At 63.4% G+C, this 24,928-nt stretch carries 22 protein-coding genes; 15 read left to right on the forward strand and 7 right to left on the reverse strand.

Annotated features, from left to right (window positions below; genetic code table 11):
- The first annotated feature begins 206 nt into the window (after positions 1-206).
- From TZ03_RS13640 to TZ03_RS13655, 4 genes are all read left to right on the forward strand, one after another.
- On the forward strand, positions 207-1,526 hold the full coding sequence (locus TZ03_RS13640; protein WP_051098354.1) for an MFS transporter: 1,320 nt from the start codon (positions 207-209) through the stop codon (positions 1,524-1,526).
- 191 nt (positions 1,527-1,717) lie between these two features.
- Positions 1,718-2,857 carry a Fic family protein gene (locus TZ03_RS13645; protein WP_051098356.1) on the forward strand — a complete coding sequence of 380 codons (1,140 nt, stop codon included), beginning with the start codon at positions 1,718-1,720 and terminating at the stop codon, positions 2,855-2,857.
- Between the two features lie 243 nt (positions 2,858-3,100).
- Positions 3,101-3,388, forward strand: a complete 288-nt coding sequence (locus tag TZ03_RS13650) for a hypothetical protein (RefSeq protein WP_051098358.1) — start codon at positions 3,101-3,103, stop codon at positions 3,386-3,388.
- Positions 3,389-3,506: 118 nt separating this feature from the next.
- The gene (locus tag TZ03_RS13655) at positions 3,507-4,112 is read left to right on the forward strand and encodes a flavin reductase family protein (protein WP_051098360.1); all 606 of its coding nucleotides are present in this window, start codon (positions 3,507-3,509) and stop codon (positions 4,110-4,112) included.
- On the opposite strand, the gene TZ03_RS13660 is transcribed toward TZ03_RS13655, so the two are convergent.
- Positions 4,113-4,346 carry a hypothetical protein gene (locus TZ03_RS13660; protein ID WP_051098363.1) on the reverse strand — a complete coding sequence of 78 codons (234 nt, stop codon included), beginning with the start codon at positions 4,344-4,346 and terminating at the stop codon, positions 4,113-4,115.
- A gap of 179 nt (positions 4,347-4,525) precedes the next feature.
- A complete protein-coding gene (locus TZ03_RS13665; protein ID WP_051098365.1) occupies positions 4,526-4,819 on the reverse strand; it encodes a putative quinol monooxygenase in 294 nt (97 codons plus the stop codon).
- A gap of 202 nt (positions 4,820-5,021) precedes the next feature.
- On the opposite strand from TZ03_RS13665, the gene TZ03_RS13670 reads away from it, so the two are divergent.
- Positions 5,022-5,942 carry an AraC family transcriptional regulator gene (locus TZ03_RS13670; protein WP_051098367.1) on the forward strand — a complete coding sequence of 307 codons (921 nt, stop codon included), beginning with the start codon at positions 5,022-5,024 and terminating at the stop codon, positions 5,940-5,942.
- 134 nt (positions 5,943-6,076) lie between these two features.
- Here the strand turns inward: TZ03_RS13670 and TZ03_RS13675 are convergent, their stop codons facing one another.
- On the reverse strand, positions 6,077-7,714 hold the full coding sequence (locus TZ03_RS13675; RefSeq protein WP_051098369.1) for a 5-guanidino-2-oxopentanoate decarboxylase: 1,638 nt from the start codon (positions 7,712-7,714) through the stop codon (positions 6,077-6,079).
- 114 nt (positions 7,715-7,828) lie between these two features.
- Here TZ03_RS13675 and TZ03_RS13680 point away from each other — a divergent pair, with 114 nt between their 5' ends.
- The gene (locus TZ03_RS13680; protein WP_051098371.1) at positions 7,829-8,704 is read left to right on the forward strand and encodes a LysR substrate-binding domain-containing protein; all 876 of its coding nucleotides are present in this window, start codon (positions 7,829-7,831) and stop codon (positions 8,702-8,704) included.
- 98 nt (positions 8,705-8,802) lie between these two features.
- Here TZ03_RS13680 and TZ03_RS13685 read toward each other — a convergent pair whose 3' ends face one another.
- Together TZ03_RS13685 and TZ03_RS13690 are read right to left on the reverse strand one after the other, a co-directional pair.
- Positions 8,803-9,417 (reverse strand): NAD(P)-dependent oxidoreductase, encoded by a 615-nt coding sequence (locus tag TZ03_RS13685; protein ID WP_051098373.1) that lies wholly within the window; start codon positions 9,415-9,417, stop codon positions 8,803-8,805.
- 27 nt (positions 9,418-9,444) lie between these two features.
- Positions 9,445-10,320 (reverse strand): MBL fold metallo-hydrolase, encoded by an 876-nt coding sequence (locus TZ03_RS13690; RefSeq protein WP_051098375.1) that lies wholly within the window; start codon positions 10,318-10,320, stop codon positions 9,445-9,447.
- Positions 10,321-10,422: 102 nt separating this feature from the next.
- Between TZ03_RS13690 and TZ03_RS13695 the strand changes: the two genes are divergently transcribed.
- Entirely contained in the window at positions 10,423-11,328 is a 906-nt protein-coding gene (locus tag TZ03_RS13695; protein WP_051098377.1) for a LysR family transcriptional regulator, read from the forward strand.
- Between the two features lie 259 nt (positions 11,329-11,587).
- Positions 11,588-11,728 (forward strand): hypothetical protein, encoded by a 141-nt coding sequence (locus TZ03_RS31245; protein WP_177328463.1) that lies wholly within the window; start codon positions 11,588-11,590, stop codon positions 11,726-11,728.
- A 19-nt stretch (positions 11,729-11,747) separates the two neighbouring features.
- On the opposite strand, the gene TZ03_RS13700 is transcribed toward TZ03_RS31245, so the two are convergent.
- The gene (locus tag TZ03_RS13700; RefSeq protein ID WP_051098379.1) at positions 11,748-12,617 is read right to left on the reverse strand and encodes an isocitrate lyase/PEP mutase family protein; all 870 of its coding nucleotides are present in this window, start codon (positions 12,615-12,617) and stop codon (positions 11,748-11,750) included.
- Between the two features lie 438 nt (positions 12,618-13,055).
- Between TZ03_RS13700 and TZ03_RS13705 the strand changes: the two genes are divergently transcribed.
- A complete protein-coding gene (locus TZ03_RS13705; protein WP_051098380.1) occupies positions 13,056-14,507 on the forward strand; it encodes an MDR family MFS transporter in 1,452 nt (483 codons plus the stop codon).
- 211 nt (positions 14,508-14,718) lie between these two features.
- On the opposite strand, the gene ttgR is transcribed toward TZ03_RS13705, so the two are convergent.
- Positions 14,719-15,351: an efflux transport transcriptional regulator TtgR gene (ttgR, locus tag TZ03_RS13710; protein WP_051098382.1), complete on the reverse strand. Its 633-nt coding sequence runs from the start codon at positions 15,349-15,351 to the stop codon at positions 14,719-14,721.
- Positions 15,352-15,608: 257 nt separating this feature from the next.
- On the opposite strand from ttgR, the gene ttgA reads away from it, so the two are divergent.
- The 6 genes from ttgA (at position 15,609) to TZ03_RS13740 (ending at position 24,907) form a co-directional block, all read left to right on the forward strand.
- Positions 15,609-16,763, forward strand: a complete 1,155-nt coding sequence (gene ttgA / locus TZ03_RS13715; protein ID WP_051098384.1) for a toluene efflux RND transporter periplasmic adaptor subunit TtgA — start codon at positions 15,609-15,611, stop codon at positions 16,761-16,763.
- Positions 16,764-16,766: 3 nt separating this feature from the next.
- Positions 16,767-19,919 carry a multidrug efflux RND transporter permease subunit TtgB gene (ttgB, locus tag TZ03_RS13720; RefSeq protein ID WP_051098386.1) on the forward strand — a complete coding sequence of 1,051 codons (3,153 nt, stop codon included), beginning with the start codon at positions 16,767-16,769 and terminating at the stop codon, positions 19,917-19,919.
- On the forward strand, positions 19,916-21,370 hold the full coding sequence (locus tag TZ03_RS13725; RefSeq protein ID WP_051098389.1) for an AdeC/AdeK/OprM family multidrug efflux complex outer membrane factor: 1,455 nt from the start codon (positions 19,916-19,918) through the stop codon (positions 21,368-21,370). Before ttgB ends, TZ03_RS13725 begins: the two co-directional genes overlap by 4 nt.
- Positions 21,371-21,835: 465 nt before the next feature.
- Complete coding sequence (locus TZ03_RS13730; RefSeq protein WP_051098391.1) at positions 21,836-23,092, forward strand: OprD family porin; 1,257 nt, start codon at positions 21,836-21,838, stop codon at positions 23,090-23,092.
- Positions 23,093-23,294: 202 nt separating this feature from the next.
- Positions 23,295-24,218 carry a LysR family transcriptional regulator gene (locus tag TZ03_RS13735; protein WP_051098393.1) on the forward strand — a complete coding sequence of 308 codons (924 nt, stop codon included), beginning with the start codon at positions 23,295-23,297 and terminating at the stop codon, positions 24,216-24,218.
- Positions 24,219-24,394: 176 nt separating this feature from the next.
- Positions 24,395-24,907, forward strand: coding sequence for a DUF962 domain-containing protein (locus TZ03_RS13740; RefSeq protein ID WP_051098395.1), 513 nt, complete (start codon positions 24,395-24,397; stop codon positions 24,905-24,907).
- Positions 24,908-24,928 lie beyond the last annotated feature (21 nt).

Below are 24,928 nucleotides of genomic sequence, written 5' to 3' on the forward strand. Positions count from 1 at the left end.
TGCAGCCCTTCGCGGGCAAGCCCGCTCCTACAGAGAGATATGTAACGTCAGGCGTGACGCGGTCCCTGTGGGTGCGGGCGGGCCCGCGAAGGGGCGCATAGCGCCCCCATTTGAATCATCACGCACCCGTTTGGCACACCTTCTGCAATTACCCGTGCAAGCTGCGCCATGGCGCGCTCCACAAAAACAACGAGAAGGTATCCCTGATGGATAACGCCACCTCCCTGCCCGCCGGGGCGGCCATCGCGCCCGCCGCGGAAAAAACCACCGCCAGCCGCCTGAAGTCGATCTTCAGCGGGTCCATCGGCAACATGGTCGAATGGTACGACTGGTACGTCTACGCCGCATTCTCGCTGTACTTCGCCAAGGCGTTCTTCCCGGCCGGCGACTCCACCGCACAATTGCTAAATACCGCCGCGATCTTCGCCGTGGGCTTCCTGATGCGCCCGATCGGTGGCTGGCTGATGGGCCTGTATGCCGACCGCAAAGGCCGCAAGGCTGCCTTGATGGCCTCGGTGCTGCTGATGTGCGCGGGCTCGCTGGTCATCGCGCTGACCCCGGGTTATGAAACCATCGGGGTCGCCGCGCCGATCCTGCTGGTCATCGCACGTCTGATGCAAGGCCTGTCGGTGGGTGGCGAATATGGCACCTCGGCCACCTACCTCAGCGAAATGGCCAGCAAGGACCGCCGTGGCTTCTTCTCCAGCTTCCAGTACGTGACCCTGATCTCCGGCCAGCTCATCGCCCTGGCGGTACTGATCATCCTGCAGCAGACACTGACCACCGAGCAGCTGTACGCCTGGGGCTGGCGCGTGCCGTTCGTGATCGGTGCACTGTGCGCCGTGGTCGCCCTGTACCTGCGTCGTGGCATGGAAGAAACCGCCTCGTTCACCAAGAAGGAAAAGGCCAAGGAAAGCCTGATGCGCACCCTGCTGCGCCACCCCAAGGAGCTGATGACGGTGGTCGGCCTGACCATGGGCGGCACCCTGGCCTTCTACACCTACACCACCTACATGCAGAAGTACCTGGTCAACACCGTGGGCATGAGCATCAGCGACTCGACCACCATCTCGGCCGCTACGCTGTTCCTGTTCATGTGCCTGCAGCCGGTGATCGGTAGCCTGTCCGACAAGATCGGCCGGCGCCCGATCCTGATCGCCTTCGGTGTGCTCGGCACCCTGTTCACCGTGCCGATCCTCAGCACCCTGCACACCATCCAGACCTGGTGGGGCGCGTTCTTCCTGATCATGGCGGCACTGATCATCGTCAGTGGCTACACCTCGATCAACGCCGTGGTCAAGGCCGAGCTGTTCCCCACCGAGATCCGCGCCCTGGGCGTGGGCCTGCCGTACGCCCTGACCGTGTCGATCTTCGGCGGCACCGCCGAATACGTGGCCCTGTGGTTCAAGAGCGCGGGCATGGAAAGCGGTTTCTACTGGTACGTCACCGCGTGCATCGCCTGCTCGCTGCTGGTTTACGCGACCATGAAGGACACCAAGCAGCACTCGCGGATTACCACTGAGTGAGACTGGCCTGGCAATACTGAAAGGGGCGCTCCATCGCATGGAGCGCCCCTTTTTTGTGATGCACGAGAACCGGTGAGCCGATTAACGGGCTTATTCGGCTCACAAGCTGAGCCGAATAGCGCTATTATTCGGCTCACAAGCTGAGCCGAATAGCCGGCTTATTCGGCTCACGGGATGGATCGACAACAATCATGAACAGCTCTTTGTGGATCTGGCAGCAACCTGACTGGCCAAAGTTCACCTGGCAAAACGCAACCATCGCCCCACAGCTACGCAACTGCATTGATATGCAAGGGCGCCTGCTGGGCAAGATCGGCAGCATCGATGAGCTGAGCGAATGCCAGAACATCCTGGATACACTTCTGCAGAATATCGTCACCTCCTCGGCAATCGAAGGTGAGCAGTTGAACGTGGGCTCGGTCCGTTCTTCCCTCGCTCGCCGGCTGGGCATCGCGGAACAGGGAGCCACCAATGCCCGCAGTGAGGGGCTGGCGGAATTGATGCTGGATGCAACCCAAGGGTATGACCGACCACTGACCCTGCAACGCCTGTTCACCTGGCACCATTGGCTGTTCCCGGTAGCGCAAGGCACCTTGAGCAAAACGGTACTGGTCGGCCAGTTGCGTGATGAAGTGCCCATGCAGGTGATCTCCGGCCGCCTCGACAAGCCCACCGTGCATTTCCAAGCGCCACCGCGCGATGGCCTGGAAGCCCAGCTCGCCGAGTTTCTCGACTGGTTTGCCAGCAGCCGTGATACTGCCGGCCTGGACCCACTGCTACGCGCCGGCATCGCCCACTTCTGGTTCGTCACACTGCATCCGTTCGACGATGGCAATGGCCGCCTGACCCGGGCGATCACCGACTTGGCGCTGGCGCAAGGTGAGCGCCAGGCCATTCGCTTCCATGCCATGTCCGCCAGCATTCTCGACGACAGGGCCGGCTATTACCAAGTGCTGGAGAGCAGCCAAAAAGGCGACCTGGATATCACCGTGTGGCTGTCTTGGTTTCTTGCCACCCTGCTGCGCAGCCTCGAACAGGCACTGGCAAACATCGACCGGATACTGGCCAAGGCCAGGTTCTGGCAGGCGCATCGCGCAGATGGTTTGCTGCCCGAACAGGTCAAGCTGCTCAACAGGTTGCTCGATGGCGGCCCTCGTGGTTTCGAGGAAGGCATCAACGCCGCGCAATACCAGGCGGTGACAAAGGTGTCCAAGGCCACTGCAACCCGCCACCTTACCGATCTGCTCGACAAGGCCTGCCTGGTACGCCTGCCAGGCGGGGGCCGCAGTACCCGCTACCGCATCAACACTCAGGACATCTCCAACGCCTGACGTGTTTTTTTCCTTCTTAACGCCCCATTAATTCCTCCCCTTCAAGCTGCAATGGCTGGCAAAACGTCGGCGTATGAGACAGCGCATCCCGGGCATGACCGCTAGCGATTCTCAGCATGCGCACCCATACACATCGATTAATTCGATTCTTATTCGCGAATATTTGCGCTTTTTAATCAAATTAATCGGCGTAGCATTAAACCCATAGAAACAAACAACCTCTCGCCCCCTGGAGCAACGACCATGAAAAACCAACTGATCCTCACCCTGGCCCTCTCGGTTTTCGCTGCTGGCGCCTTTGCCGAAGATGGCTTTGACCGTACCAACGCCCACACCTTCGCCGCGGCCCAGACTCAGTCCGCCAGCTACGCTGAAGATGGTTTCGACCGCACTGGCGGCCAACGCTTCGCCGAAGACGGCTTCGACCGCACCGGTGGCCAACGCTTCGCCGAAGACGGCTTCGACCGCACCGGCGGCCAACGCTTCGCTGAAAACGGCTTCGACCGCACCAACGCTCACCGCTTCAGCTGATGCCTGATGCGAGCACCCAGCCCGGCTTCGGCCGGGCTTGATCATTTTCAGGCAGCCACAGGCTTGGCACACTAGGCACCTTGTCCACCAAGAGGTAGGGCCAGCAAGCCCAGCACCGATGTATTACTACGAACCCGCCAAAGGCCACGGCCTGCCCCACGACCCGTTCAACGCCATCGTTGGCCCCCGCCCTATCGGCTGGATCTCCTCACAGGACCGCGAAGGCCGCCTGAACCTGGCGCCCTACAGCTTCTTCAACGCCTTCAACTACATCCCGCCGATCATCGGTTTCTGCAGCGTCGGGCGCAAAGACAGCCTGAACAACATCGAGCAGACCGGCGAATTCGTCTGGAACCTGGCCACCCGCCCGTTGGCCGAGCAGATGAACCAGAGTTGCGCACCGGTTGCCGCCGAGGTGAACGAATTCGAATTGAGCGGCCTCACCGCCACACCGTCGAGCATCGTCAACGTGCCGCGCGTGGGCGAAACCCCAGTGGCCTTCGAGTGCAAGGTCAGCCAGATCGTCCAGCTCAAGCGGGCTGACCAGGAACAGGTGCCCAGCTGGCTGGTTTTGGGTGAAGTGGTGGCGGTGCACATTGCCGAGCACCTGCTGAAAAACGGCATCTACGATACCGCTGCCGCCGAGCCGATTCTGCGTGGCGGTGGCCCGGCGGACTATTTCGAGCTGGGCAACCTGTTCAAGATGGCCCGGCCGCCGGCCTGATCACCAGATCAGCTCACCCTCTTCACTGACGCCCTGCAGGCGCTGCAGCTCAGCCGTGGCCGCTTCGTCGGCGGCCACGGCGCCCTTGAACACCTGCCCGTCAAGGATCTTGTGAAAGCGCGGCGCGCCGCCCATGCCCAGGGCCTTGACCGCGATGGCCGCGTTATAGCCGCCGCCTTCCACTGGAACCATCGCCGAAACCGCTTCGAAATGCGGGAATTCCCTACGTGCCATACTGCTATCCGCCTGATTTATCGAAGGGCGGCATCTTACCCTATTCACCTGTACCGGCCCTATCGCCGCGGTTCGTCGCCACGACAAGCCGGCTCCCACAGGCGCTGCATCGTTTTCAAGACTTGAGCTGCCCCTGTGGGAGCTGGCTTGCCGGCGATAAGGCCAGTACAGACAACAAATCAATCAAAGGTATGCAAGTCCAGGCTGCTCACTACCTGTGCCTGCACCAACTCACCAAACATCTCCAGCGTCGGCGAGGCGAAGTAGCCACTCATCGCCTGCTGATCCTGCCAGCTACCGCTGAGCAACCACAGGTCGCCATCGGCCTGGGAACGCTGCACCGTGAAACTCAGGCAACCCGGCGTACGCAGCGACGGCTCGAGCAGGTCACGCAGGCGCGCGCCCAGTTCCGCCGAGCGCCCGCTGCTGGCACGGATGAAAGCAAGATGGGTGACCGGTTTTGTCGGGGTCATTGCACAATCTCCTTGAAGCAGGCGGACGGAAAAACCAGACTGCCAAGGTTAGGGGCTCACCCACGCGACGCGTTAGGCCATTACTGCACGTCGATTGCCTGATCCTGCAACGCGGCAGGATCAGGCAATCGACGTGCAGCTTTCGACTAGCGCCCGCCATTGCCCAAACCTATGCTGCGTCGGTCAGCAGAGGAAAGCCATCATGACCACCGCCACGTCCATCGATCCGCCCCTGGAACGGCAACGCCAGGAGCTGGCCGAGCTGATCCGCCGTCACACAGGCGGACCTCCCGGTCCCGCATCTGCCATCGATGACCTGTACCTGGTGCGCTACACCGAGAACGTGCGCTCGGTGCCAAGCCTGGCGCAACCGGCACTGTGCATCCTGGCCCAAGGCAGCAAAAGCCTGTTCCTGGGCGACGAGCAGTACGCCTACGACCCGCTGCACTACATGGTGGTCTCGGTGACCCTGCCGGTGAGCGGCGTGAAGCTCGATGCCAGCCCAGAGAACCCCAGCCTTGGCCTGCGCCTGGACCTGGACCCGGCCGAAATCAGCCAACTGATCGCCGAAAGCGGACCGATGCTGGTGCCCAGCCGGCCTTCCGGCCGTGGCCTGTATGTGGAAAGAACCGATGCAGCGTTGCTCGACGCCCTGCTGCGGCTGATCCGCCTGCTGGATACCCCGCGCGACATCCCGATGCTGGCACCACTGTTCCGCCGGGAGATTCTCTACCGCCTGTTGCGCGGGCCGCAGGGCTATCGTCTGTACGAAATCGCCCTGGCCAACAGCCAGACCCATCGGGTTTGCCAGGCCATTACCTGGCTCAACCAGAACTTCCAGCTGCCCTTGCGCATCGAGGACCTGGCGCGTGAGGTCAACCTCAGCACCTCGACCTTGCACCATCACTTCAAGGCCGTGACCTCCATGAGCCCGTTGCAGTACCAGAAGCAGTTGCGCCTGCAGGAAGCGCGGCGGTTGATGCTGAATGACGGGCTGGAGGCCGCGGTGGCTGGATATCGGGTGGGCTATGAAAGCCCCTCGCAGTTCAGCCGCGAATACAGCCGGCTGTACGGCGCGCCGCCGATTCGGGATATGGCCAGGTTGCGGGCCACTGCTGGCTGAAGCTCCTGGTGGCAGTACCGGCCTCTTCGCGGGCTTGCCCGCTCCCACAGGTACAGCACAACGTTCAAATCTGTGCAAAATCCTGTGGGAGCGGGCAAGCCCGCGAAAGGGCCGGTGCAGGCGATAGCTTCACTTCACCCCAACACAGCCGCCTGCCACTGGTTCTGGTCAACCTGAATCAGGGTCGGCCCCTTGCGCTCCACTGCCAGCCCCAGCGCCGCCTGCAGTTGCGCCACATCCGCCACCTGCTCCGCCGCCGCCCCCAATGCTCGCGCCACGCCGATGAAGTCCGGGGTATGGATATCCACCCCGACCGGCTCGATCGCCCGGTTGAGCATGTACTTCTTGATCTCCTCGTAGCCCTGGTTATTCCACAGCAGCACGATCAGCGGCACCTGCGCCTCTACCGCACTGGCCAGCTCCGGCAGGGTGAACTGCAAGCCGCCATCACCGATCAGGCACACCGCAGGCGCGCGCTCAGCGGCCTGCTCGGCACTGCCCAGCCAGGCGCCCATGGCTGCCGGCAGTGCATAGCCCAGGGTGCCGTAGCCGGTCGAGGCATTGAACCAGCGCCGTGGCCGGTCCATGTCCAGTGTCAGGTTGCCGGTGTACACCGGCTGGGTCGAGTCACCCACCAGAACGGCATCGGGCAGGCGTTCGAGGATGGCGCCCAGCAAACGCGTCTGGCTCAGGGTCGGCTGGTCCCAACCAGCCACCAGTGCCTGGCGCAGGCTGGCCACACGGGCCACACCCCAGGTGCTTTCGCGCACTGGTTGCGGCAGGGCCTGCAAGGCACCGAGCAGCGCTTCGGCGGCCAGTTCGGCATCGGCCACCAGCGCCAGCTCCGGCAGGTAATTGCGTACGGTCTGGTCCGGGTCGATATCGATGCGCAGCAAGCTGCCAGGAATTTCGAAACCGCCCTTGAAGGTCACGTCATAGTCGGTTTCGGCCAACTCGGTACCGATCGCCAGCACCACATCGGCCTCGGCCACCAGTTCCCGTGTGGCCGGCAACGACTGGGTAGAGCCGATTTGCAGTGGGTGACTGGACGGAAGCAGCCCCTTGGCATTGATGGTCAGCGCCACCGGCGCCTGGAGGTGTTCAGCCAGGCGTGCCAGCGCAGTGCCTGCAGCCAACGCGCCGCCGCCTGCCAGAATCAATGGCCGCCGGGCGCTGGCCAGGCGCTCGGCCATCTGGGCCACGGCCTGCGGCGCAGCCCCTGCCCGGCTGCCACGTACCGGACGCCCCGGCAGCAATTGGTCGGCCGGCTCGACCAGCACATCGAGCGGGATCTCGATATGCACTGGGCGCGGCCGGGCGCTGTCGAATACGGCGAAGGCCCGGGCCAGCACCTGCGGCAGGTCGGCGGCACTCATCAAGGTATGGGAAAACGCCGCTACCCCCGCCACCAGCGCCGCCTGGTTGGGCAACTCATGCAGCTTGCCACGGCCGCCGCCCAACTGGTCGCGAGACTGCACGCTGGAAATCACCAGCATCGGGATCGAGTCGGCATAGGCCTGGCCCATGGCCGTGGTGATGTTGGTCATGCCCGGGCCGGTGATGATGAAGCACACCCCGGGTTTGCCGCGGGTACGCGCATAGCCATCGGCCATGAATCCGGCACCCTGCTCGTGGCGCGGAGTGATATGGCGAATGGACGAGCCCGCCAACCCGCGATAGAGCTCCACGGTATGTACACCGGGAATACCGAAGACATGGTCCACGCCATAGCCTTCAAGGAGTTTGACCAGTACTTCGCCGCAGGTTGCCATTGGGTTTCACCATGAATCTTGTTGGGTTGTAGTGCTATTGGACCCAAGCCACGGCTATCGCCACAATGCAAAAAAACACATACTAGCCATGTCCTGTAATCATGGCTTATCGCGATGAAACGCCTCCCGCCCCTGCCTGCCCTGCACACCTTTCTGGTCACCGCCCAGCACTGCAACTTCACCCGTGCCGGGCAACAGCTGCACATCACCCAAGGTGCCGTCAGCCGCCAGATCGCAGCCCTCGAGGAACACCTGGGTTATGCCCTGTTCCAGCGCCAGGCCCGCGGGCTGAGCCTGACCCGTGAAGGCCAGGACTGGCTGCCGCGGGTGCAGCAGGTGTTCGCGCTGATCGAACAAGGGGTGCGCGAGGTGGGTGGGCGCAGCGCTACCTTGCAGCTCAAGGCGCCAACCTGCGTGATGCGCTGGCTGCTGCCGCGCCTGATGGAGTGGCAGGCGCTGCGCCCGGATGTACCGGTGGAGCTGACCACCACGGTGCAGCATGGGGTGGACTTTCGCCGTGAGGGCTTCGATGCGGCGGTGGTCTATGGCGATGCGCCGAACCATGGGCTGCGCGTGCGCAAGCTGTTCGATGAACAACTGACGCCGGTGTGTGCACCGTCGCTACGCCAGGGGCCGCTACCGTTGCAGCAGGTGGCAGACCTGGCGCGGCACATGCTGCTGCACCCGTCGCGGGAAGAACATGACTGGCGGTTGTGGTTGCAGGCGGCTGGAGTGACATTGGCCACCCATGGCCCGAAGCAGCATTTCGAAACCCTGGACATGGCGATGGCCATGGCCTCGCAGGGGACCGGTGTGGCCATCGGCGACTGGTCGCTGATTGGCGACGACTTGCGTGGGGGGCGGCTGTGCATGCCATTTGCGCTGAAGGTGCTGACGGGCAAGGGGTATTACCTGGTGAGCCAGGCCAGGAACTTGCCGCCGGGGTTGTTGGAATTGCTGGATTGGCTGGAGGGGCAGGCCAGCCTGTAATGGCCCTTTCGCGGGCACGCCCGCTCCCACACGTACAACACCGGACTTGGAATCTTTGCGGTACCTGTGGGAGCGGGCATGCCCGCGAAGCAAGCGACTCAATATCCGACTGTAAACCGCTGCCGCGAATGCTGCGGCTTTTCCAGCTCGTCGAGCATGGCGATCGCATAGTCGGCAAAGGTAACCCAGCTCTTGCCATCCGCACCGATCAACAGATGATCCTTGCCCAACTTGTAGTGCCCGCTGCGCTCACCCTCGACGAACTCCGCCGACGGCGAGAGGAAGGTCCAGTCCAGGTTCGGCTCGCGCTGCAACGCCTCGAGAAAGCGCACCCCGGCAGTGGCCTCGGCCTTGTAGGCTTCCGGGAAGTCCGGGCTGTCGATTACCCGGTGTCCCGACGGCAGCAGCAGGCTGCCGGCACCACCCACCACCAGCAGGCGCTTGACCCCGGCACGCTTGACTGGCTCGATGATCGCGTGCGGCTCGATGGTCGAGAAATGCGCCGCACTCAGTACCGCGTCCACCCCCGCGACCGCCGCTTGCAAGGCCGCGCTGTCCTTGGCATCCAGTGCCTTGACGACCACCCCGTCACGCCCCTGCAGCTTCGAAGGGTCACGGGCAATGGCCAGCACGCTGTGACCACGGCGCAGGGCTTCTTCCAACAACTGGCTGCCAGCGCGGCCAGTTGCACCGATGATTGCGATCTTGCTCATGGGATACTCTCCATCAAGTGAACGGAATTACCACTTCATCTCGCCCTTGGCGACCTTGGCCCCTAGCTCCAGCGAGCTCTCATCGGCCAAGCCTGGGTAACGCTGCCTCATGGCTTCGGTCAACGCGCCAGCGTCTTTCGCCTTGGCGGTTTCGGCATCGAAATCACGAATGTAGTTCGCCGTGAAGCGCACCGCTTCCAGTGAACGGCTGCTGTTCCCCAGGTAGTGCCCTGGGATGACCGTGCGGGGTGCCAGCGCTTCGATGTGGGCCAGGGTGCCGAGCCAGTCGGCATGCGACTTGGCCGATTGCGTGTCGGCCATCCACACATGGATGTTCTCGGACACCACCACACCTCCCACCACCGCCTTGATCGACGGGATCCACACGAAGCTGCGATCGGGTTGCGGGCCATCCAGGCCAACCACGTCAAGGGCCTGCCCTTCCAGCGTCAGGCGGTTACCTTCGAGCACCTGCGGCAGCACCAGCCGCGCCGGCTTGTCCGCACCCATCTGCGGCCCCCAGTACGCCAGCTTGGCGTCCATGGTCTGGCGAATGTGGGCAACCGTGGCCGCCGAGGCCAGCACCTTGGCGTCGGGGAAGGCCTGGGTCAGGGTATCCAGGCCGAAGTAGTAGTCCGGGTCGCCATGGCTGATGTAGATGGTGGTCAGCTGCTTGCCGCCACTGCGCAGGCGCTGCACCAGTTGCTCGGCCTGGGCCTTGCCGAACTGGGCATCGACCAGGACAGCGTCGTGTTCGCCACTGACGATCACCGAACTGACCGGGAAAATCGCCTCGTGCCCGGGGTTGTAAACGTCCAGTTGCAAGGGTGCAGCGGCCAGCGCCGGGCCAGCCAGGGTAGCGCAGGCCAGCAGCAGGCCGCGCAAGGGGGTGAAAAGAGACATGGTAAACGCCCGTCAGATAACAATGCCCAACAGCTTAGTTGCCCGATCCGTGACAAAAAATGCGATGCTCAAACATAGTTTGTTTCTGAAACCGGGCAAATCATGGACCGTCTCAACGCCATGCGCGTTTTCGTCACCGTCGTCGACCTGGGCAGCCAGTCGGCGGCGGCGGATCATCTGCAGCTGTCCCGGCCAGTGGTGTCGCGCTACCTGGCAGAACTGGAAGACTGGGTCGGCGCACGGCTGATGCAGCGCACCACACGCAAGCTCAGCCTCACTGCCGCCGGCCAGGAAACCCTGCCCCGCTGCCGGCAACTGCTGGAACTGGCCGGCGACCTGCAGGCCGCCGTGCAGCAACCAGATGACGCGCCGAAGGGCGCGCTGCGCATCAGCGTCAGTACCTCATTCGGCCAGGCACAGCTGGTGGATGCGGTGGCGGCCTACGTACAGCGCTACCCCGGGGTGAAGGTGGAGCTGCAGATGCTCGATCGCACAGTCAACCTGGTGGACGAGCGCATCGACCTGGCCATCCGCACCAGCAACGACCTGGACCCCAACCTGATCGCCCGGCGCCTGAGCGTGTGCCGCTCGGTAGTCTGCGCGGCACCGGCCTACCTGCACCAACACGGCGCGCCGCAACGGGTCGAGGAACTGAGCCGGCACAACTGCCTGACCCATGCCTACTTCGGCCACAGCCTGTGGCATTTCCAGGTGGCCGGCCAGCAGGTCGCGGTGCCGGTGGCGGGGAACATCAGTGCCAACGAAGCGATGACACTGCAGAAGGCAGCGCTGGCCGGAGCGGGTATCGCCATGCTGCCGACCTACCAGGCCGCCGAGGCGCTGCGCAGGGGTGAGCTGGTACGCCTGCTGCCCGAGGCCAAGCCGCGTGAGCTGAACCTGAATGCGGTGTACACCTCGCGCAAGCACATGCCGGCGACCTTGCGCAGCATGCTGGATTTTCTGGTGCAGCGGTTCAAGGACGAGCCGGAGTGGGACCGGGACCTGTAACGGCAGTACCGGCCTCATCGCCGGCAAGCCAGCTCCCACAGGTACAGCACTGGCCTTGGCAGCGGTGGAGTACCTGTGGGAGCTGGCTTGCCGGCGATGAGGCCAGCCCAGGCAATACAAGACAGTTGCTCCTACAAGGCCGCTCACACAAGGAAAGTACTCTGCAGTACGGGAATTGACCTAGGCTTAATAGTGTCACCTATCGCTGTAACAGGAGGTGAGCACCATGGGCATCAAATCAAGAAGAGTCGCCCTTGTCATGGCCCTGACCGCTGTCGCAGGGCTGTACGGCTCAGCCTGCTGGCGTGTCGAGCTGCTGCGCAGCCAGCCCAGCGCCGCCGCCAGCTGCGAGCAGGCACATTGCGTGCCTCACAGCGCAACCTTGAGCGCCGTCCGTTGAGCCGACGGCGCCCCGCCAGTCACTCCTCGACGCTCATGTATTCCTTGGCCCAGCGGATGTAGTCCTCGGGCTGGGTATAGGTGTGCGAAAGCTCCGTGGCACTGAGGTTTTCCGACTTGTTCTGCTGGCCACGCTGCAGCCGCAGGCAGTCGTAGGTGGCCTTAATCGCGGCGAAGTAGGCCGCATGGCCATCGACCACGATGCGCACGCCCAGGCGCGCCAGGCGCTGGTCGTCGCGCAGGTTCGGGTTACCGTAGGTGACCAGCATCAGCGGTACCGTCAGGTGTTCGGCAATCTGCTCAAGCTGCTCGAAGTCCTTCACGCCCACCATGCAGATGCCATCGGCACCAGCCTTCTGGTAGCTCTGCGTGCGCACGATGATTTCTTCGGTGGTGAGCACGCCAGCGTTGGTACGGGCAATGATCGACAGCGACGAATCGACCCGCGCCTCCAGCGCCGCACGAATCTTGCCAACGCCCTCTTCAACCGGAATCAGGTCGGTGGACTTGCGGCCAAACTGAGCCGGTAGCAGGGTGTCCTCGATGGTCAGCGCGGCCACGCCGGCGCGCTCCAGCTCGATGACCGTGCGCATGACGTTCAGCGCGTTGCCATAGCCATGGTCGGCGTCAGCCAGGACCGGTAGTTGCGCTACACGACCAATACGTGTGGCCTGCTCGACGAACTCACTGAGGGTGATCAGGGCGAAGTCCGGCGCGGCCAGTACCTGCAACGAAGCGACGGAGCCGCCCAGGATGCCGACCTCGAAGCCCAGGTCTGCGGCAATGCGTGCCGACATCGGGTCGAACACCGAGGCAGTGTGGTAACAGGAACCTGAAGCGAGCAGCTCGCGGAAGGCAAAACGCAGATCTTGATGGGAAGCCTTGGGCATGATCACTCCGCAATAAGGTGAAATTTGAACGGTAACTACCGACCCCTGTAAACGGGTCTACCTGACCTGTTCCAACCGTCGCCATCTGGGCGGTCATGCTCGACATGCAGGCAGAGGAATAAAAGGTGTGGGAGACAAAGGCTCGAAAAACCTGCGGCAGATTGTTGCACCAAGCTGGTGCAAGCCCCGGGTTTCAGCCTGTGTGGCATACCAACGATATCACGCAGCCATGCAGCACTGGATGAATGCGCCAATGCCGATCTTGCATAGGGGATGCAGATAGTACATAGGAAGCTACCTAACTCAGGTTACAATCCGGGGGCCTCTTCGCGGGCGCGCCCGCTCCCACAGGTACGTCACATCCTTTGATCCCTGTGTTGTACCTGTGGGAGCGGGCATGCCCGCGAAAAGGCCACAACCGATAAACAAGGTATCCCCGTGACCGCCGCCCTGCCCCCCACAACCCTGCGCAATGTGCTCACCGCCCTGATGCTGGCGATCTTCCTCGGCGCCCTGGACCAGACCATCGTCGCCGTCTCGCTACCGGCGATCTCGGCCCAGTTCAACGATGTCGGCCTGCTGGCCTGGGTCATTTCCGGCTACATGGTGGCGATGACCGTGGCCGTGCCGATCTACGGCAAGCTGGGCGACCTGTATGGGCGGCGGCGGATGATCCTCACTGGCATCAGCCTGTTCACCCTGGCCTCGATCGCCTGCGCCCTGGCCCAGGACATGCAGCAGCTGGTACTGGCGCGGGTACTGCAGGGCATTGGCGCCGGCGGCATGGTTTCGGTGAGCCAGGCGATCATCGGCGACTTCGTGCCACCGCGCGAGCGCGGCCGCTACCAGGGCTATTTCAGCAGCATGTACGCAGCGGCCAGCGTTGCCGGGCCGGTGCTGGGCGGCTGGTTGACCGAGTACCTGTCGTGGCGCTGGGTGTTCTGGATCAACCTGCCGCTGGGGCTGCTCGCCTTGTGGGCGATTCGCCGTGCCCTCGCCGGCATGCCGGTGCAGCGCCGCGAAGCCCGGGTGGACTACCTCGGCGCCGTGCTGCTGATCCTCGGCCTGGGCAGCCTGCTGCTGGGCATCACCCTGGTCGGCCAAGGCCACGGGTGGGCCGACCCCGCCGTACTGGCCTTGTTCGCTTGCGCCATGCTCGGCCTGGCGCTGTTCATCGCCCATGAGCGCCGCTGCCCGGAGCCACTGCTGCCCCTCGGCCTGTTCGGCAACCGGGTGGCGGTGCTGTGTTGGGGGGTGATCTTTTTCGCCAGCTTCCAGTCGATTTCCCTGACCATGCTGATGCCCTTGCGTTACCAGGGCATCACCGGTGCCGGCGCTGACAGCGCCGCCCTGCACCTGCTACCGCTGGCCTTGGGGCTGCCGTTGGGCGCCTTCACCGGTGGGCGCATGACCAGCCGGACCGGGCGTTACAAGCCACAGATCCTCGCCGGTGCGCTGCTGATGCCACTGGCTATTTTCGCCATGGCGCAGACCCCACCACAGTCTGGGTGGCTCAGCGCGCTGTTCATGCTGCTGACCGGCATAGCGTGCGGGCTGCAGTTCCCGACATCGCTGGTGGGCACGCAAAGCGCTGTAGACCGCAAGGACATAGGCGTGGCCACCAGCACCACCAACCTGTTCCGCTCGCTGGGCGGGGCCATGGGGGTGGCATGCATGTCCAGCCTGCTGCTGGCGTTGCTGCATCAGGGCGGGTTCGAGTTGCTCGGGAATCCATTGCTGGGGAGCTTGAAGGCGGGCGAGGTGGACCTGCTGACCCAGGGGCGGTTGCTGGAGACGTTCCGCCAGCTGTTGATGGGGAGTGCGCTGATTGCACTGCTCGGGCTAGTCGCGGCGGTGGCATTACCCGACCGACAACTGCGTGGGCATTAAAGGCAGTGGGAGCAACTGTCTTGTGCTACCTGTCAGGGCCCTATCGCCGGCAAGCCAGCTCCCACAGCCTGAAGCCTGCGCCATACCTGTGGGAGCTGGCTTGCCGGCGATAGGGCCCTGACAGGCAGCAGCTATTTTTAGAATCAACCGCCAGCATTAATCCTCTGTTAATACAAAGAGGAAACACTCCCTCACAATCCTTAACAAAGTGTCATTTGCGTAGCGCCGGGCTCAAGCGCAGCATATCCAGCCCGGTGTCGACCCACTTTTCGGCGTCGCCGAGCAAATCGAAACTGTCAGGCAGCAACAGCCAGCGCCCGATCAGGCCATCGACATAGGCAAAGATGGCCACCGCCGCGCGCTCGACATCCAGATCGCCTGGCAACTGCCCCCGGCGCACGGCATTGGCCAGCCCCAGGGCAACGCCCTTGTGGCAATCCAGCACCGCGCCTTGGCGCTGCTGGCGAATTTCACACATGTCATCGGTGAACTCGCACTTGTGATGCAGGATTTCATTGATACGCCGGGTTCGGGCATCGAGCACCAACTCGTTGCACACTTGCAGCAGCAGCTTGCGTATGCAGCCAAGCGGGTCGACTTCGTCCTCGCTTTCGCTCGCCCGCGCCAGGTGGTCATGGGTTTCGTGCAGGCTGTCGAGCAGCGCCTGCACCAGCTCGGCCTTGTTGTTGAAGTGCCAGTAGATCGCCCCTCGCGTCACACCCGCCAGTTCGGCGATGTCGGCCAGGGTGGTTCGCGCAACCCCGCGCTTGTAGAAGGCCTTTTCCGCCGCCTCGATGATCTGGGCGCGGGTTTCCTGGGCTTCTTCTTTGGTTCGACGGACCATGGCAGTACAACCTCATCTGGCCCGAACGCATGGCGCGTGCGGGAAACGCTCCGCGGGCACCTCTGCAGGGTGACTCGCGGATGAGCTAATCAAGGGCTGTGGCAGTACCCAGGTACAACCCAGCGGTATTTACAAACAACCATGAATGTAAGTATATTCCTTAGCAAGCTATTTATCCACCGGATAGCAATTTTTCCAGATCAAGACTCTTCCATTACTCTTGAGCGTCTCCCTGCTCCAGCGACCCGAGGATCCTCATGCAATTCAAGCCAGCCGTTACCGCTCTGGTTTCCGCCGTCGCCCTGGCAACCCTGCTCAGTGGCTGTAAGAAAGAAGAAGCAGCGCCAGCGGCGCAGGCTCCTCAGGTCGGCGTCGTGACCATTCAGCCCCAAGCCTTCACCCTGACCTCGGAATTGCCGGGGCGTACCAGTGCCTACCGCGTCGCCGAAGTGCGCCCACAGGTCAATGGCATCATCCTCAAGCGCCTGTTCAAGGAAGGCAGCGAGGTCAAGGAAGGCCAGCAGCTGTACCAGATCGACCCTGCCGTGTACGAAGCCTCCCTGGCCAATGCCCAGGCCAACCTGCAGGCTACCCGCTCGCTGGCCGAGCGCTACAAGCAACTGATCGACGAACAGGCCGTCTCCAAGCAGGAATACGACGACGCCAATGCCAAACGATTGCAGGCCGAGGCTTCGCTCAAGAGTGCGCAGATCGACCTGCGCTACACCAAGGTGCTGGCACCGATCAGCGGCCGTATCGGCCGTTCTTCGTTCACCGAAGGTGCACTGGTGAGCAATGGCCAGGCCAACGCCATGGCCACCATCCAGCAACTCGACCCGATCTACGTCGACGTCACCCAGTCCACCGCCGAGCTGCTCAAGCTGCGCCGTGACCTGGAAAGCGGCCAGTTGCAGAAGGCCGGTGCCAACGCCGCCTCGGTACAGCTGGTGCTGGAAGACGGCAGCCTGTTCAAGCAGGAAGGCCGCCTGGAGTTCTCCGAAGTCGCGGTCGACGAGACCACCGGCTCGGTGACCCTGCGCGCCCTCTTCCCCAACCCCGATCACACCCTGCTGCCAGGCATGTTCGTGCATGCGCGGCTGAAGGCCGGGGTCAACGCCAACGCCATCCTGGCCCCGCAACAGGGCGTGACCCGCGACCTGAAAGGCGCGCCGACCGCACTGGTGGTCAACCAGGAGAACAAGGTCGAGCTGCGCCAGCTCAAGGCCAACCGTACCCTGGGCAGCGACTGGCTGATCGAGGAAGGCCTGAACCCAGGTGACCGCCTGATCACCGAAGGGCTGCAGTACGTACGCCCGGGCGTCGAGGTCAAGGTCAGCGAAGCCACCAACGTCAAGAAGCCGGCCGGCCCTGATCAGGCCAGCGCGGCGAAAGCAGACGCCAAAGCGGAGTAAACCATGTCGAAGTTCTTTATCGATCGCCCGATCTTCGCCTGGGTGATCGCCTTGGTGATCATGCTGGTCGGGGCCTTGTCGATCCTGAAGTTGCCGATCAACCAGTACCCCAGCATCGCACCGCCGGCCATCGCCATTGCCGTGACCTACCCGGGCGCCTCGGCGCAAACCGTGCAGGACACCGTGGTGCAGGTGATCGAGCAGCAGCTCAACGGTATCGACAACCTGCGTTATGTGTCGTCGGAAAGCAACTCCGACGGCAGCATGACCATTACCGCCACCTTCGAGCAGGGCACCAACCCCGACACCGCGCAGGTGCAGGTGCAGAACAAGCTGAACCTGGCCACCCCGCTGCTGCCGCAGGAAGTGCAGCAGCAAGGTATCCGTGTCACCAAGGCAGTGAAGAACTTCCTGCTGGTGATCGGCCTGGTGTCCGAAGACGGCAGCATGACCAAGGACGACCTGGCCAACTACATCGTCTCCAACATGCAGGACCCGATCTCGCGTACTGCAGGTGTGGGTGACTTCCAGGTGTTCGGTGCGCAGTACGCCATGCGTATCTGGCTCGATCCGGCCAAGCTGAACAAGTTCCAGCTGACCCCGGTCGACGTCAAGACCGCGGTGGCCGCGCAAAACGTGCAGGTGTCCTCCGGCCAGCTCGGCGGCCTGCCCGCCATGCCCGGTACCCAGCTGAACGCCACCATCATCGGCAAGACCCGCCTGCAGACCGCCGAGCAGTTCGAGAAGATCCTGCTCAAGGTCAACAGCGATGGCTCGCAGGTACGCCTGGGCGATGTCGCCCAAGTCGGCCTGGGGGGTGAAAACTACGCGATCAGCGCCCAGTTCAACGGCAAGCCTGCATCCGGCCTGGCCGTCAAGCTGGCCACCGGCGCCAACGCCCTGGATACCGCCAAGGCCCTGCGCAAGACCATCAGCGACCTGGAACCGTTCTTCCCGCCAGGGGTGAAAGCGGTATTCCCGTATGACACCACCCCGGTGGTCACCGAATCGATCAGTGGCGTTATCCACACCCTGATCGAAGCCGTGGTCCTGGTGTTCCTGGTGATGTACCTGTTCCTGCAGAACTTCCGCGCCACCATCATCACCACCATGACCGTACCGGTGGTATTGCTGGGTACCTTCGGCATCCTCGCCGCCGCGGGCTTCAGCATCAACACCCTGACCATGTTCGCCATGGTCCTGGCCATCGGCTTGCTGGTGGACGACGCCATCGTCGTGGTGGAGAACGTCGAGCGGGTGATGTCCGAGGAAGGCTTGCCGCCCAAGGAAGCCACCAAGCGCTCGATGGGCCAGATCCAGGGTGCCCTGGTGGGTATCGCCCTGGTGCTGTCGGCGGTACTGCTGCCCATGGCCTTCTTCGGCGGCTCCACGGGTGTGATCTACCGGCAGTTCTCCATCACCATCGTCTCGGCCATGGGCCTGTCGGTACTGGTGGCGCTTATCTTCACCCCGGCCCTGTGCGCCACCATGCTCAAGCCGCTGAAGAAGGGCGAGCACCATGTGGCCAAGCGCGGCTTCTTTGGCTGGTTCAACCGCAACTTCGACCGTAGCGTTACCGGCTACGAGCGCAGCGTGGGCACCATCCTGCGCAACAAGGCACCATTCCTGCTGGCCTACGCGCTGATCGTGGTCGGCATGATCTGGCTGTTTGCCCGCATCCCTACCGCGTTCCTGCCGGAAGAAGACCAGGGCGTACTGTTCGCCCAGGTGCAGACCCCGGCCGGTTCCAGTGCCGAGCGCACACAGGTGGTGGTCGACCAGATGCGTGAGTACCTGCTGAAGGAAGAGGCCGACACCGTGTCCTCGGTGTTCACCGTCAACGGCTTCAACTTCGCCGGCCGTGGCCAGAGCTCGGGCATGGCGTTCATCATGCTCAAGCCATGGGGTGAGCGTTCGGCCGAGAACAGCGTGTTCAACCTGTCGCAACGTGCCCAGCAGCACTTCTTCAGCTTCCGCGACGCGATGGTGTTCGCCTTCGCCCCGCCAGCGGTACTCGAACTGGGTAACGCCACCGGCTTCGACGTGTTCCTGCAGGACCGCGCCGGTGTCGGCCACGAGAAGCTGATGGAAGCGCGCAACCAGTTCCTGGCCAAGGCTGCGCAAAGCAAGGTGCTGATGTCTGTGCGCCCGAACGGCCTGAACGACGAGCCGCAATACCAGCTGACCATCGATGACGAACGTGCCAGCGCCCTGGGCGTGACCATCGCCGACATCAACAACACCCTGTCGATTGCCCTGGGTGCCAGCTACGTCAACGACTTCATCGACCGTGGCCGGGTCAAGAAGGTGTACATCCAGGGCGAGCCGAACGCGCGGATGAGCCCGGAGGACCTGCAGAAGTGGTACGTGCGCAATGGCGCCGGCGAGATGGTGCCGTTCTCCTCCTTCGCCAAGGGCGAATGGACCTACGGCTCGCCCAAGCTGTCGCGTTACAACGGCGTCGAGGCGATGGAAATTCTCGGTGCACCGGCGCCGGGCTACAGTACCGGTGAAGCCATGGCCGAGGTCGAGCGCATTGCTGGCGAACTGCCAAGCGGCATCGGCTTCTCCTGGACCGGCATGTCCTACGAGGAAAAACTCTCCGGTTCGCAAATGCCGGCGCTGTTCGCCCTCTCGGTACTGTTCGTGTTCCTGTGCCTGGCAGCCCTGTACGAAAGCTGGTCGATCCCGATCGCCGTGGTCCTGGTAGTACCGCTGGGTATCATCGGTGCCCTGATCGCCACCAGCCTGCGCGGCTTGTCCAACGACGTGTACTTCCTGGTCGGCCTGTTGACCACCATCGGCCTGGCGGCGAAGAACGCCATCCTGATCGTCGAGTTCGCCAAGGAGCTGCACGAGCAGGGCCGCAGCCTGTACGACGCGGCGATCGAGGCGTGCCGCATGCGTCTGCGCCCGATCATCATGACCTCGCTGGCGTTCATCCTCGGCGTGGTACCGTTGACCATCGCCAGCGGTGCCGGCGCCGGTAGCCAGCACGCCATCGGCACCGGCGTGATCGGCGGCATGATCAGTGCGACCGTGCTGGCCATCTTCTGGGTACCGCTATTCTTCGTCGCAGTGTCGTCGCTGTTCGGCAGCAAAGAGCCGGAAACAGACGCCACCCCTGAAACTCCACGTTATGAGGCTGGGCAATGACCAAGTCTTTGTTGTCCCTGGCGGTAACCGCTTTCATTCTTGGCGGCTGCTCGCTGATCCCCGACTACCAGACCCCGGAGTCGCCGGTGGCTGCGCAGTGGCCGCAAGGCCCTGCGTACTCGCCAACCCAGTCGGCCGACGTTGCCGCCGCCGAACAGGGCTGGCGCCAGTTCTTCCACGACCCGGCGCTGCAGCAACTGATCCAGACCTCGCTGGTCAACAACCGCGATCTGCGTGTTGCGGCGCTTAACCTCGACGCCTACCGCGCGCAGTACCGCATCCAGCGTGCCGACCTGTTCCCGGCGGTTTCGGCCACCGGTAGCGGCAGCCGCCAGCGAGTGCCGGCGAACATGTCGCAAACCGGTGAATCGGGCATCACCAGCCAGTACTCAGCCACGCTGGGCGTCAGTGCCTATGAGCTGGACCTGTTCGGCCGTGTGCGCAGCCTCACCGAGCAAGCCCTGGAAACGTACCTGTCCAGCGAACAGGCGCGTCGCTCCACGCAAATTGCCCTGGTGGCCAGCGTGGCCAACGCCTACTACACCTGGCAAGCCGACCAGGCCCTGTTCAAGCTGACCGAAGAAACGCTGAAGACCTACGAGGAAAGCTACAACCTCACCCGTCGCAGCAACGAAGTCGGCGTGGCCTCGGCACTCGACGTCAGCCAGGCGCGCACCGCCGTGGAAGGCGCCCGGGTCAAGTACTCGCAGTACCAGCGCCTGGTCGCCCAGGACGTCAACAGCCTGACCGTGCTGCTGGGCACCGGCATTCCGGCCGACCTGGCCAAGCCGCTGGAGCTCGATGCCGACCAGCTGGCCGAAGTACCGGCCGGCCTGTCGTCGGACATTCTCCAGCGGCGCCCGGACATCCAGGAAGCCGAGCATCTGCTCAAGGCTGCCAACGCCAACATCGGCGCCGCCCGTGCCGCGTTCTTCCCAAGCATCAGCCTGACCGCCAATGCCGGTAGCCTGAGCCCGGATATGGGCCACCTGTTCAGCGGTGGCCAAGGCACCTGGCTGTTCCAGCCCCAGATCAACCTGCCGATCTTCAATGCCGGCAGCCTCAGGGCCAGCCTGGACTACTCGAAGATCCAGAAGGACATCAACGTCGCCAAGTACGAGAAGACCATCCAGACCGCCTTCCAGGAAGTCTCCGATGGCCTGGCGGCGCGCAAGACCTTCGAAGAGCAGCTGCAGGCGCAACGCGACCTGGTGCAGGCGAACCAGGACTACTACCGCCTGGCCGAACGCCGTTACCGCATCGGGATCGACAGCAACCTGACCTTCCTCGATGCCCAGCGCAACCTATTCAGCGCCCAGCAGGCCCTGATCGGCGATCGCCTGTCGCAGCTGACCAGCGAGGTCAACCTGTACAAGGCGCTTGGCGGTGGCTGGTACGAGCAAACCGGGCAGGCCAACCAGCAGGCAGCGGTGCAAGCACCAAAAGGCTGATTGAAGCAGTAGAAGCAGTAACAGCATCAAGCCCATCCTCGCGATGGGCTTTTTGTTTTCTGTTGCCTGTTCTGGCCTCTTCGCGGGCTTGCCCGCTCCCACAGGATCACCACAGTTTCAAAGGCTGTGGTGATCCTGTGGGAGCAACTGTCTTGTATTGCCTGAACTGGCCTCATCGCCGGCAAGCCAGCTCCCACAGGTACTGCACAGGTCTTGAGGCCTATGCGGTCGAGGTGGGAGCGGGCAAGCCCGCGAAGAGGCCGGCACAAGCAACCAATTAACCAGTTGGAACATTCCGTTCGATTATCGCCCTGTTCCGTTTGTGGCGAATTGCCTCACCCCCGCCCTACCCCGCACCATCCCCCCACGCAACGTTGCCCAAGTTCATCAAACAAGACCCGCACCTGCAGGCCCGATCCCGCAGTGCACCGGCTCGCCCCCATAAAAACAAGAGATCCACGACAGATGAGCACTTTGCAACCCGCACGCCAGCTGCTGCCCGGCCTGTTGGCCATGTCCTGCGCCCTCCCCGTGTTCGCCGCCGACCAAGGTGGTTTCATGGAGGACGCCAAGGCCACCCTCAACCTGCGCAACTTCTATATCAACCGCAATTTCGTCGACCCAGCCTACCCACAGGGCAAAGCCGAGGAGTGGACGCAGAGCTTCATCCTCGATGCCCGCTCCGGCTTCACCCAGGGCACCGTCGGTTTCGGCGTGGACGTGCTCGGCCTGTACTCGGTCAAGCTCGACGGCGGCAAAGGCACCACCAACACGCACTTGCTGCCGGTGCACGACGATGGCCGCCCGGCCGATGACTTCGGCCGCCTGGGCGTGGCCCTGAAAGCCAAGCTGTCCGAAACCGAGCTGAAGGTCGGCGAATGGATGCCGGTGCTGCCGATCCTGCGCTCGGACGATGGCCGTTCGCTGCCGCAGACCTTCCGCGGTGGCCAGCTGACCTCGAAGGAAATCGCCGGCCTGACCCTGTACGCCGGCCAGTTCCGCGGCAACAGCCCGCGCAACGACGCCAGCATGGAAGACATGTCGCTCAATGGCCGCGCGGCGTTCACCTCCGACCGTTTCAACTTTGCCGGCGGTGAGTACACCTTCAACGACAAGCGCACCATGGTTGGCCTGTGGGATGCCCAGCTCAAGGACATCTACCGCCAGCAGTACCTCAACCTGACGCACAGCCAGCCACTGGGCGACTGGACCCTGGGCGCCAACCTGGGCTACTTCATCGGCAAGGAAGACGGTGCCGAACGCGCCGGCGAACTGGACAACCGCACCGCCTCGGCCATGCTCTCGGCCCGCTATCAGGGCCACACGTTCTATGTCGGCCTGCAGAAGGTCAGCGGCGACGACGCCTGGATGCGAGTCAACGGCACCAGTGGCGGCACCCTGGCCAACGACAGCTACAACTCCAGCTTCGACAATGCCAAGGAACGTTCCTGGCAAGTGCGCCATGACTTCAACTTCGCCACTGTCGGCGTGCCGGGCCTGACCCTGATGAACCGCTATATCAAAGGCGACAACGTCACCGCCGGCGGTGTGGACGATGGCAAGGAATGGGCGCGGGAAACCGAACTGGCCTATGTGGTGCAGTCTGGCAGCTTCAAGGACCTGTCGCTGAAGTGGCGCAACTCCACCATGCGTCGGGACTTCAGCACCAACGCCTTTGACGAGAACCGGTTGATTGTCAGCTACCCGCTGAATCTGCTTTAAATTCTTCGCGGGCACGCCCGCTCCCACAGGGTCGCCACAGTCTTCAGAAACTGTGGTGACCCTGTGGGAGCGGGCGTGCCCGCGAAGAGGCCCTATGCCCCAACAAATAACTTTAAGATATAAATAAATCAAAAAACCATCTTTGACGACATATGCAGCAACCGCTTGAATAGGCCCCTGATCCCCGCCCCAGAGCCGTGACATGGACCTCCGCCAGCTGCGCTACTTCATCGCCCTTACCGAATACCGCAGTTTCGTCCGTGCCGCCGAGGCCATGGGCATCACCCAACCGGCCTTCAGTCGCGCCATCCAGAGCCTTGAACACACCTTCGGCTGCCCGTTGGTAGACCGCGCCAGCAAAGCCCTGCCGCCCACCCCGGAAGGCCTGGTGGTACTGCAACATGCCCGCCGCCTGGTGCAAGGCGCCGCGCAGCTGAGCAACGAAGTGCTGCAGATGACCAAGCTCGACGCCGGCGAGCTGCACTTCGGCAGCGGCCCGGCGCTGGCCGTGCGCCTGGTCCCCGATGCCCTGCGGCACTTCATCGAGCGCCATCCGGGCATCCGCACCTCGCTGCTGGTGGACAATGCCGAACGTCTCGGCCAGGCCCTGCGCCGCGAGCAGATCGAGTTTTTCGTCGACGATATTCGCCCGTTCGAAGCCGATCCTAATTTTCACACCGAACCCTTGTCGCCCCGCCCCGGCCTGTTCTTCTGCCGCCCGGGGCACCCATTGCTGGCCAAGGACAGCCTGTCGACCAACGACCTGTTCAGCTACCCGCTGGCCAGCGCCCTGCTTGCCCCCGGCGTGCGCAAGCGCCTGGCCAACCTGAGCGGGCGCAGCGACTTCACCCCGCACCTGCAGACCGAGCACCTGGCCGTGCTGCGCAGCGTGGTGCAGGCCAGCGATGCCATCGGCACCGCCAGCGAGGAGGCCGTGGCCGAAGACCTGGCCGCCGGCACCCTGGTGCGCCTGCATTGGCGCAACCTGCCGCCGGCGCTGGAGGTGATGAGCGTGCGTTGTGGGGTAGTCAGCCGCAGTGGTTACCGGCTGTCGCCGGCAGCGCGGGCGATGATCGAGACACTGGTGGGGCTGGATATGCCAGTGCGGGCTGCCGCCATTCGCTGAGCTGATGATGGTGGTGGCTACGGGCTATCCTGAGCTATATCGGTTGCCTGTTGGGGCCTATTCGCGGGCAAGCCCGCTCCTACAACGATTCGCGCAAACCTGTAGGAGCGGGCTTGCCCGCGAATAGGCCCCAACAGGCAATACATCTCGATCAGGCAAACCAGGGAGGCACAACAATGAAAACCCTCGTCGACCACCTGAGCCAATACGCCAGCTACCACCGCGACCCACGCAACATCGCCACCCACTTCATCGGCATCCCCATGATCGTGCTGGCGGTCACCATCCTGCTGTCGCGCCCTGGCTGGGAAGTAGCCGGCATATGGTTGTCCCCTGCCCTGCTGGCGGCGGCCGCCTCGGTATGGTTCTACCTGCGCCTGGACCTGCGTTTCGGGTTGGTGATGGGGTTGTTGCTGGGGCTATGCCTGTGGGTCGGCCAGGTGCTGGCGGTACAGACCACTGCGCTGTGGCTAAGCGCCGGGCTGGGGGCGTTCGTGGTGGGCTGGATCATCCAGTTCGTCGGCCATCACTACGAAGGCCGCAAGCCGGCCTTTGTCGACGACGTCAGCGGCCTGATCATCGGGCCGCTGTTCGTGGTGGCCGAAGCCGCATTCATGCTGGGCCTGTGCCCCGCGCTGAAGCGGGCCGTAGAAACCAACGCCGGCCCCGTGGCCATGCGCTCTTTGTAGACGCAAAACCTGAAGCTGGCG

Origin of the sequence: Pseudomonas sp. 10-1B (genome assembly GCF_000935045.1) — a bacterium.
Lineage (GTDB): Bacteria > Pseudomonadota > Gammaproteobacteria > Pseudomonadales > Pseudomonadaceae > Aquipseudomonas.

Excerpts from the sequence above, each read along its gene's own strand:
- TZ03_RS13665 (WP_051098365.1), bottom strand. The coding sequence starts at position 4,819 with ATGACCCCGACAAAACCGGTCACCCATCTTGCTTTCATCCGTGCCAGC.
- TZ03_RS13655 (WP_051098360.1), top strand. The coding sequence starts at position 3,507 with ATGTATTACTACGAACCCGCCAAAGGCCACGGCCTGCCCCACGACCCG.
- TZ03_RS13695 (WP_051098377.1), top strand. The coding sequence starts at position 10,423 with ATGGACCGTCTCAACGCCATGCGCGTTTTCGTCACCGTCGTCGACCTG.
- TZ03_RS13735 (WP_051098393.1), top strand. The coding sequence starts at position 23,295 with ATGGACCTCCGCCAGCTGCGCTACTTCATCGCCCTTACCGAATACCGC.
- TZ03_RS13670 (WP_051098367.1), top strand. The coding sequence starts at position 5,022 with ATGACCACCGCCACGTCCATCGATCCGCCCCTGGAACGGCAACGCCAG.
- TZ03_RS13740 (WP_051098395.1), top strand. The coding sequence starts at position 24,395 with ATGAAAACCCTCGTCGACCACCTGAGCCAATACGCCAGCTACCACCGC.
- TZ03_RS13645 (WP_051098356.1), top strand. The coding sequence starts at position 1,718 with ATGAACAGCTCTTTGTGGATCTGGCAGCAACCTGACTGGCCAAAGTTC.
- ttgB (WP_051098386.1), top strand. The coding sequence starts at position 16,767 with ATGTCGAAGTTCTTTATCGATCGCCCGATCTTCGCCTGGGTGATCGCC.
- TZ03_RS13660 (WP_051098363.1), bottom strand. The coding sequence starts at position 4,346 with ATGGCACGTAGGGAATTCCCGCATTTCGAAGCGGTTTCGGCGATGGTT.
- TZ03_RS31245 (WP_177328463.1), top strand. The coding sequence starts at position 11,588 with ATGGCCCTGACCGCTGTCGCAGGGCTGTACGGCTCAGCCTGCTGGCGT.
- TZ03_RS13690 (WP_051098375.1), bottom strand. The coding sequence starts at position 10,320 with ATGTCTCTTTTCACCCCCTTGCGCGGCCTGCTGCTGGCCTGCGCTACC.
- TZ03_RS13725 (WP_051098389.1), top strand. The coding sequence starts at position 19,916 with ATGACCAAGTCTTTGTTGTCCCTGGCGGTAACCGCTTTCATTCTTGGC.
- ttgA (WP_051098384.1), top strand. The coding sequence starts at position 15,609 with ATGCAATTCAAGCCAGCCGTTACCGCTCTGGTTTCCGCCGTCGCCCTG.
- TZ03_RS13680 (WP_051098371.1), top strand. The coding sequence starts at position 7,829 with ATGAAACGCCTCCCGCCCCTGCCTGCCCTGCACACCTTTCTGGTCACC.
- ttgR (WP_051098382.1), bottom strand. The coding sequence starts at position 15,351 with ATGGTCCGTCGAACCAAAGAAGAAGCCCAGGAAACCCGCGCCCAGATC.
- TZ03_RS13730 (WP_051098391.1), top strand. The coding sequence starts at position 21,836 with ATGAGCACTTTGCAACCCGCACGCCAGCTGCTGCCCGGCCTGTTGGCC.
- TZ03_RS13675 (WP_051098369.1), bottom strand. The coding sequence starts at position 7,714 with ATGGCAACCTGCGGCGAAGTACTGGTCAAACTCCTTGAAGGCTATGGC.
- TZ03_RS13640 (WP_051098354.1), top strand. The coding sequence starts at position 207 with ATGGATAACGCCACCTCCCTGCCCGCCGGGGCGGCCATCGCGCCCGCC.
- TZ03_RS13650 (WP_051098358.1), top strand. The coding sequence starts at position 3,101 with ATGAAAAACCAACTGATCCTCACCCTGGCCCTCTCGGTTTTCGCTGCT.
- TZ03_RS13685 (WP_051098373.1), bottom strand. The coding sequence starts at position 9,417 with ATGAGCAAGATCGCAATCATCGGTGCAACTGGCCGCGCTGGCAGCCAG.
- TZ03_RS13700 (WP_051098379.1), bottom strand. The coding sequence starts at position 12,617 with ATGCCCAAGGCTTCCCATCAAGATCTGCGTTTTGCCTTCCGCGAGCTG.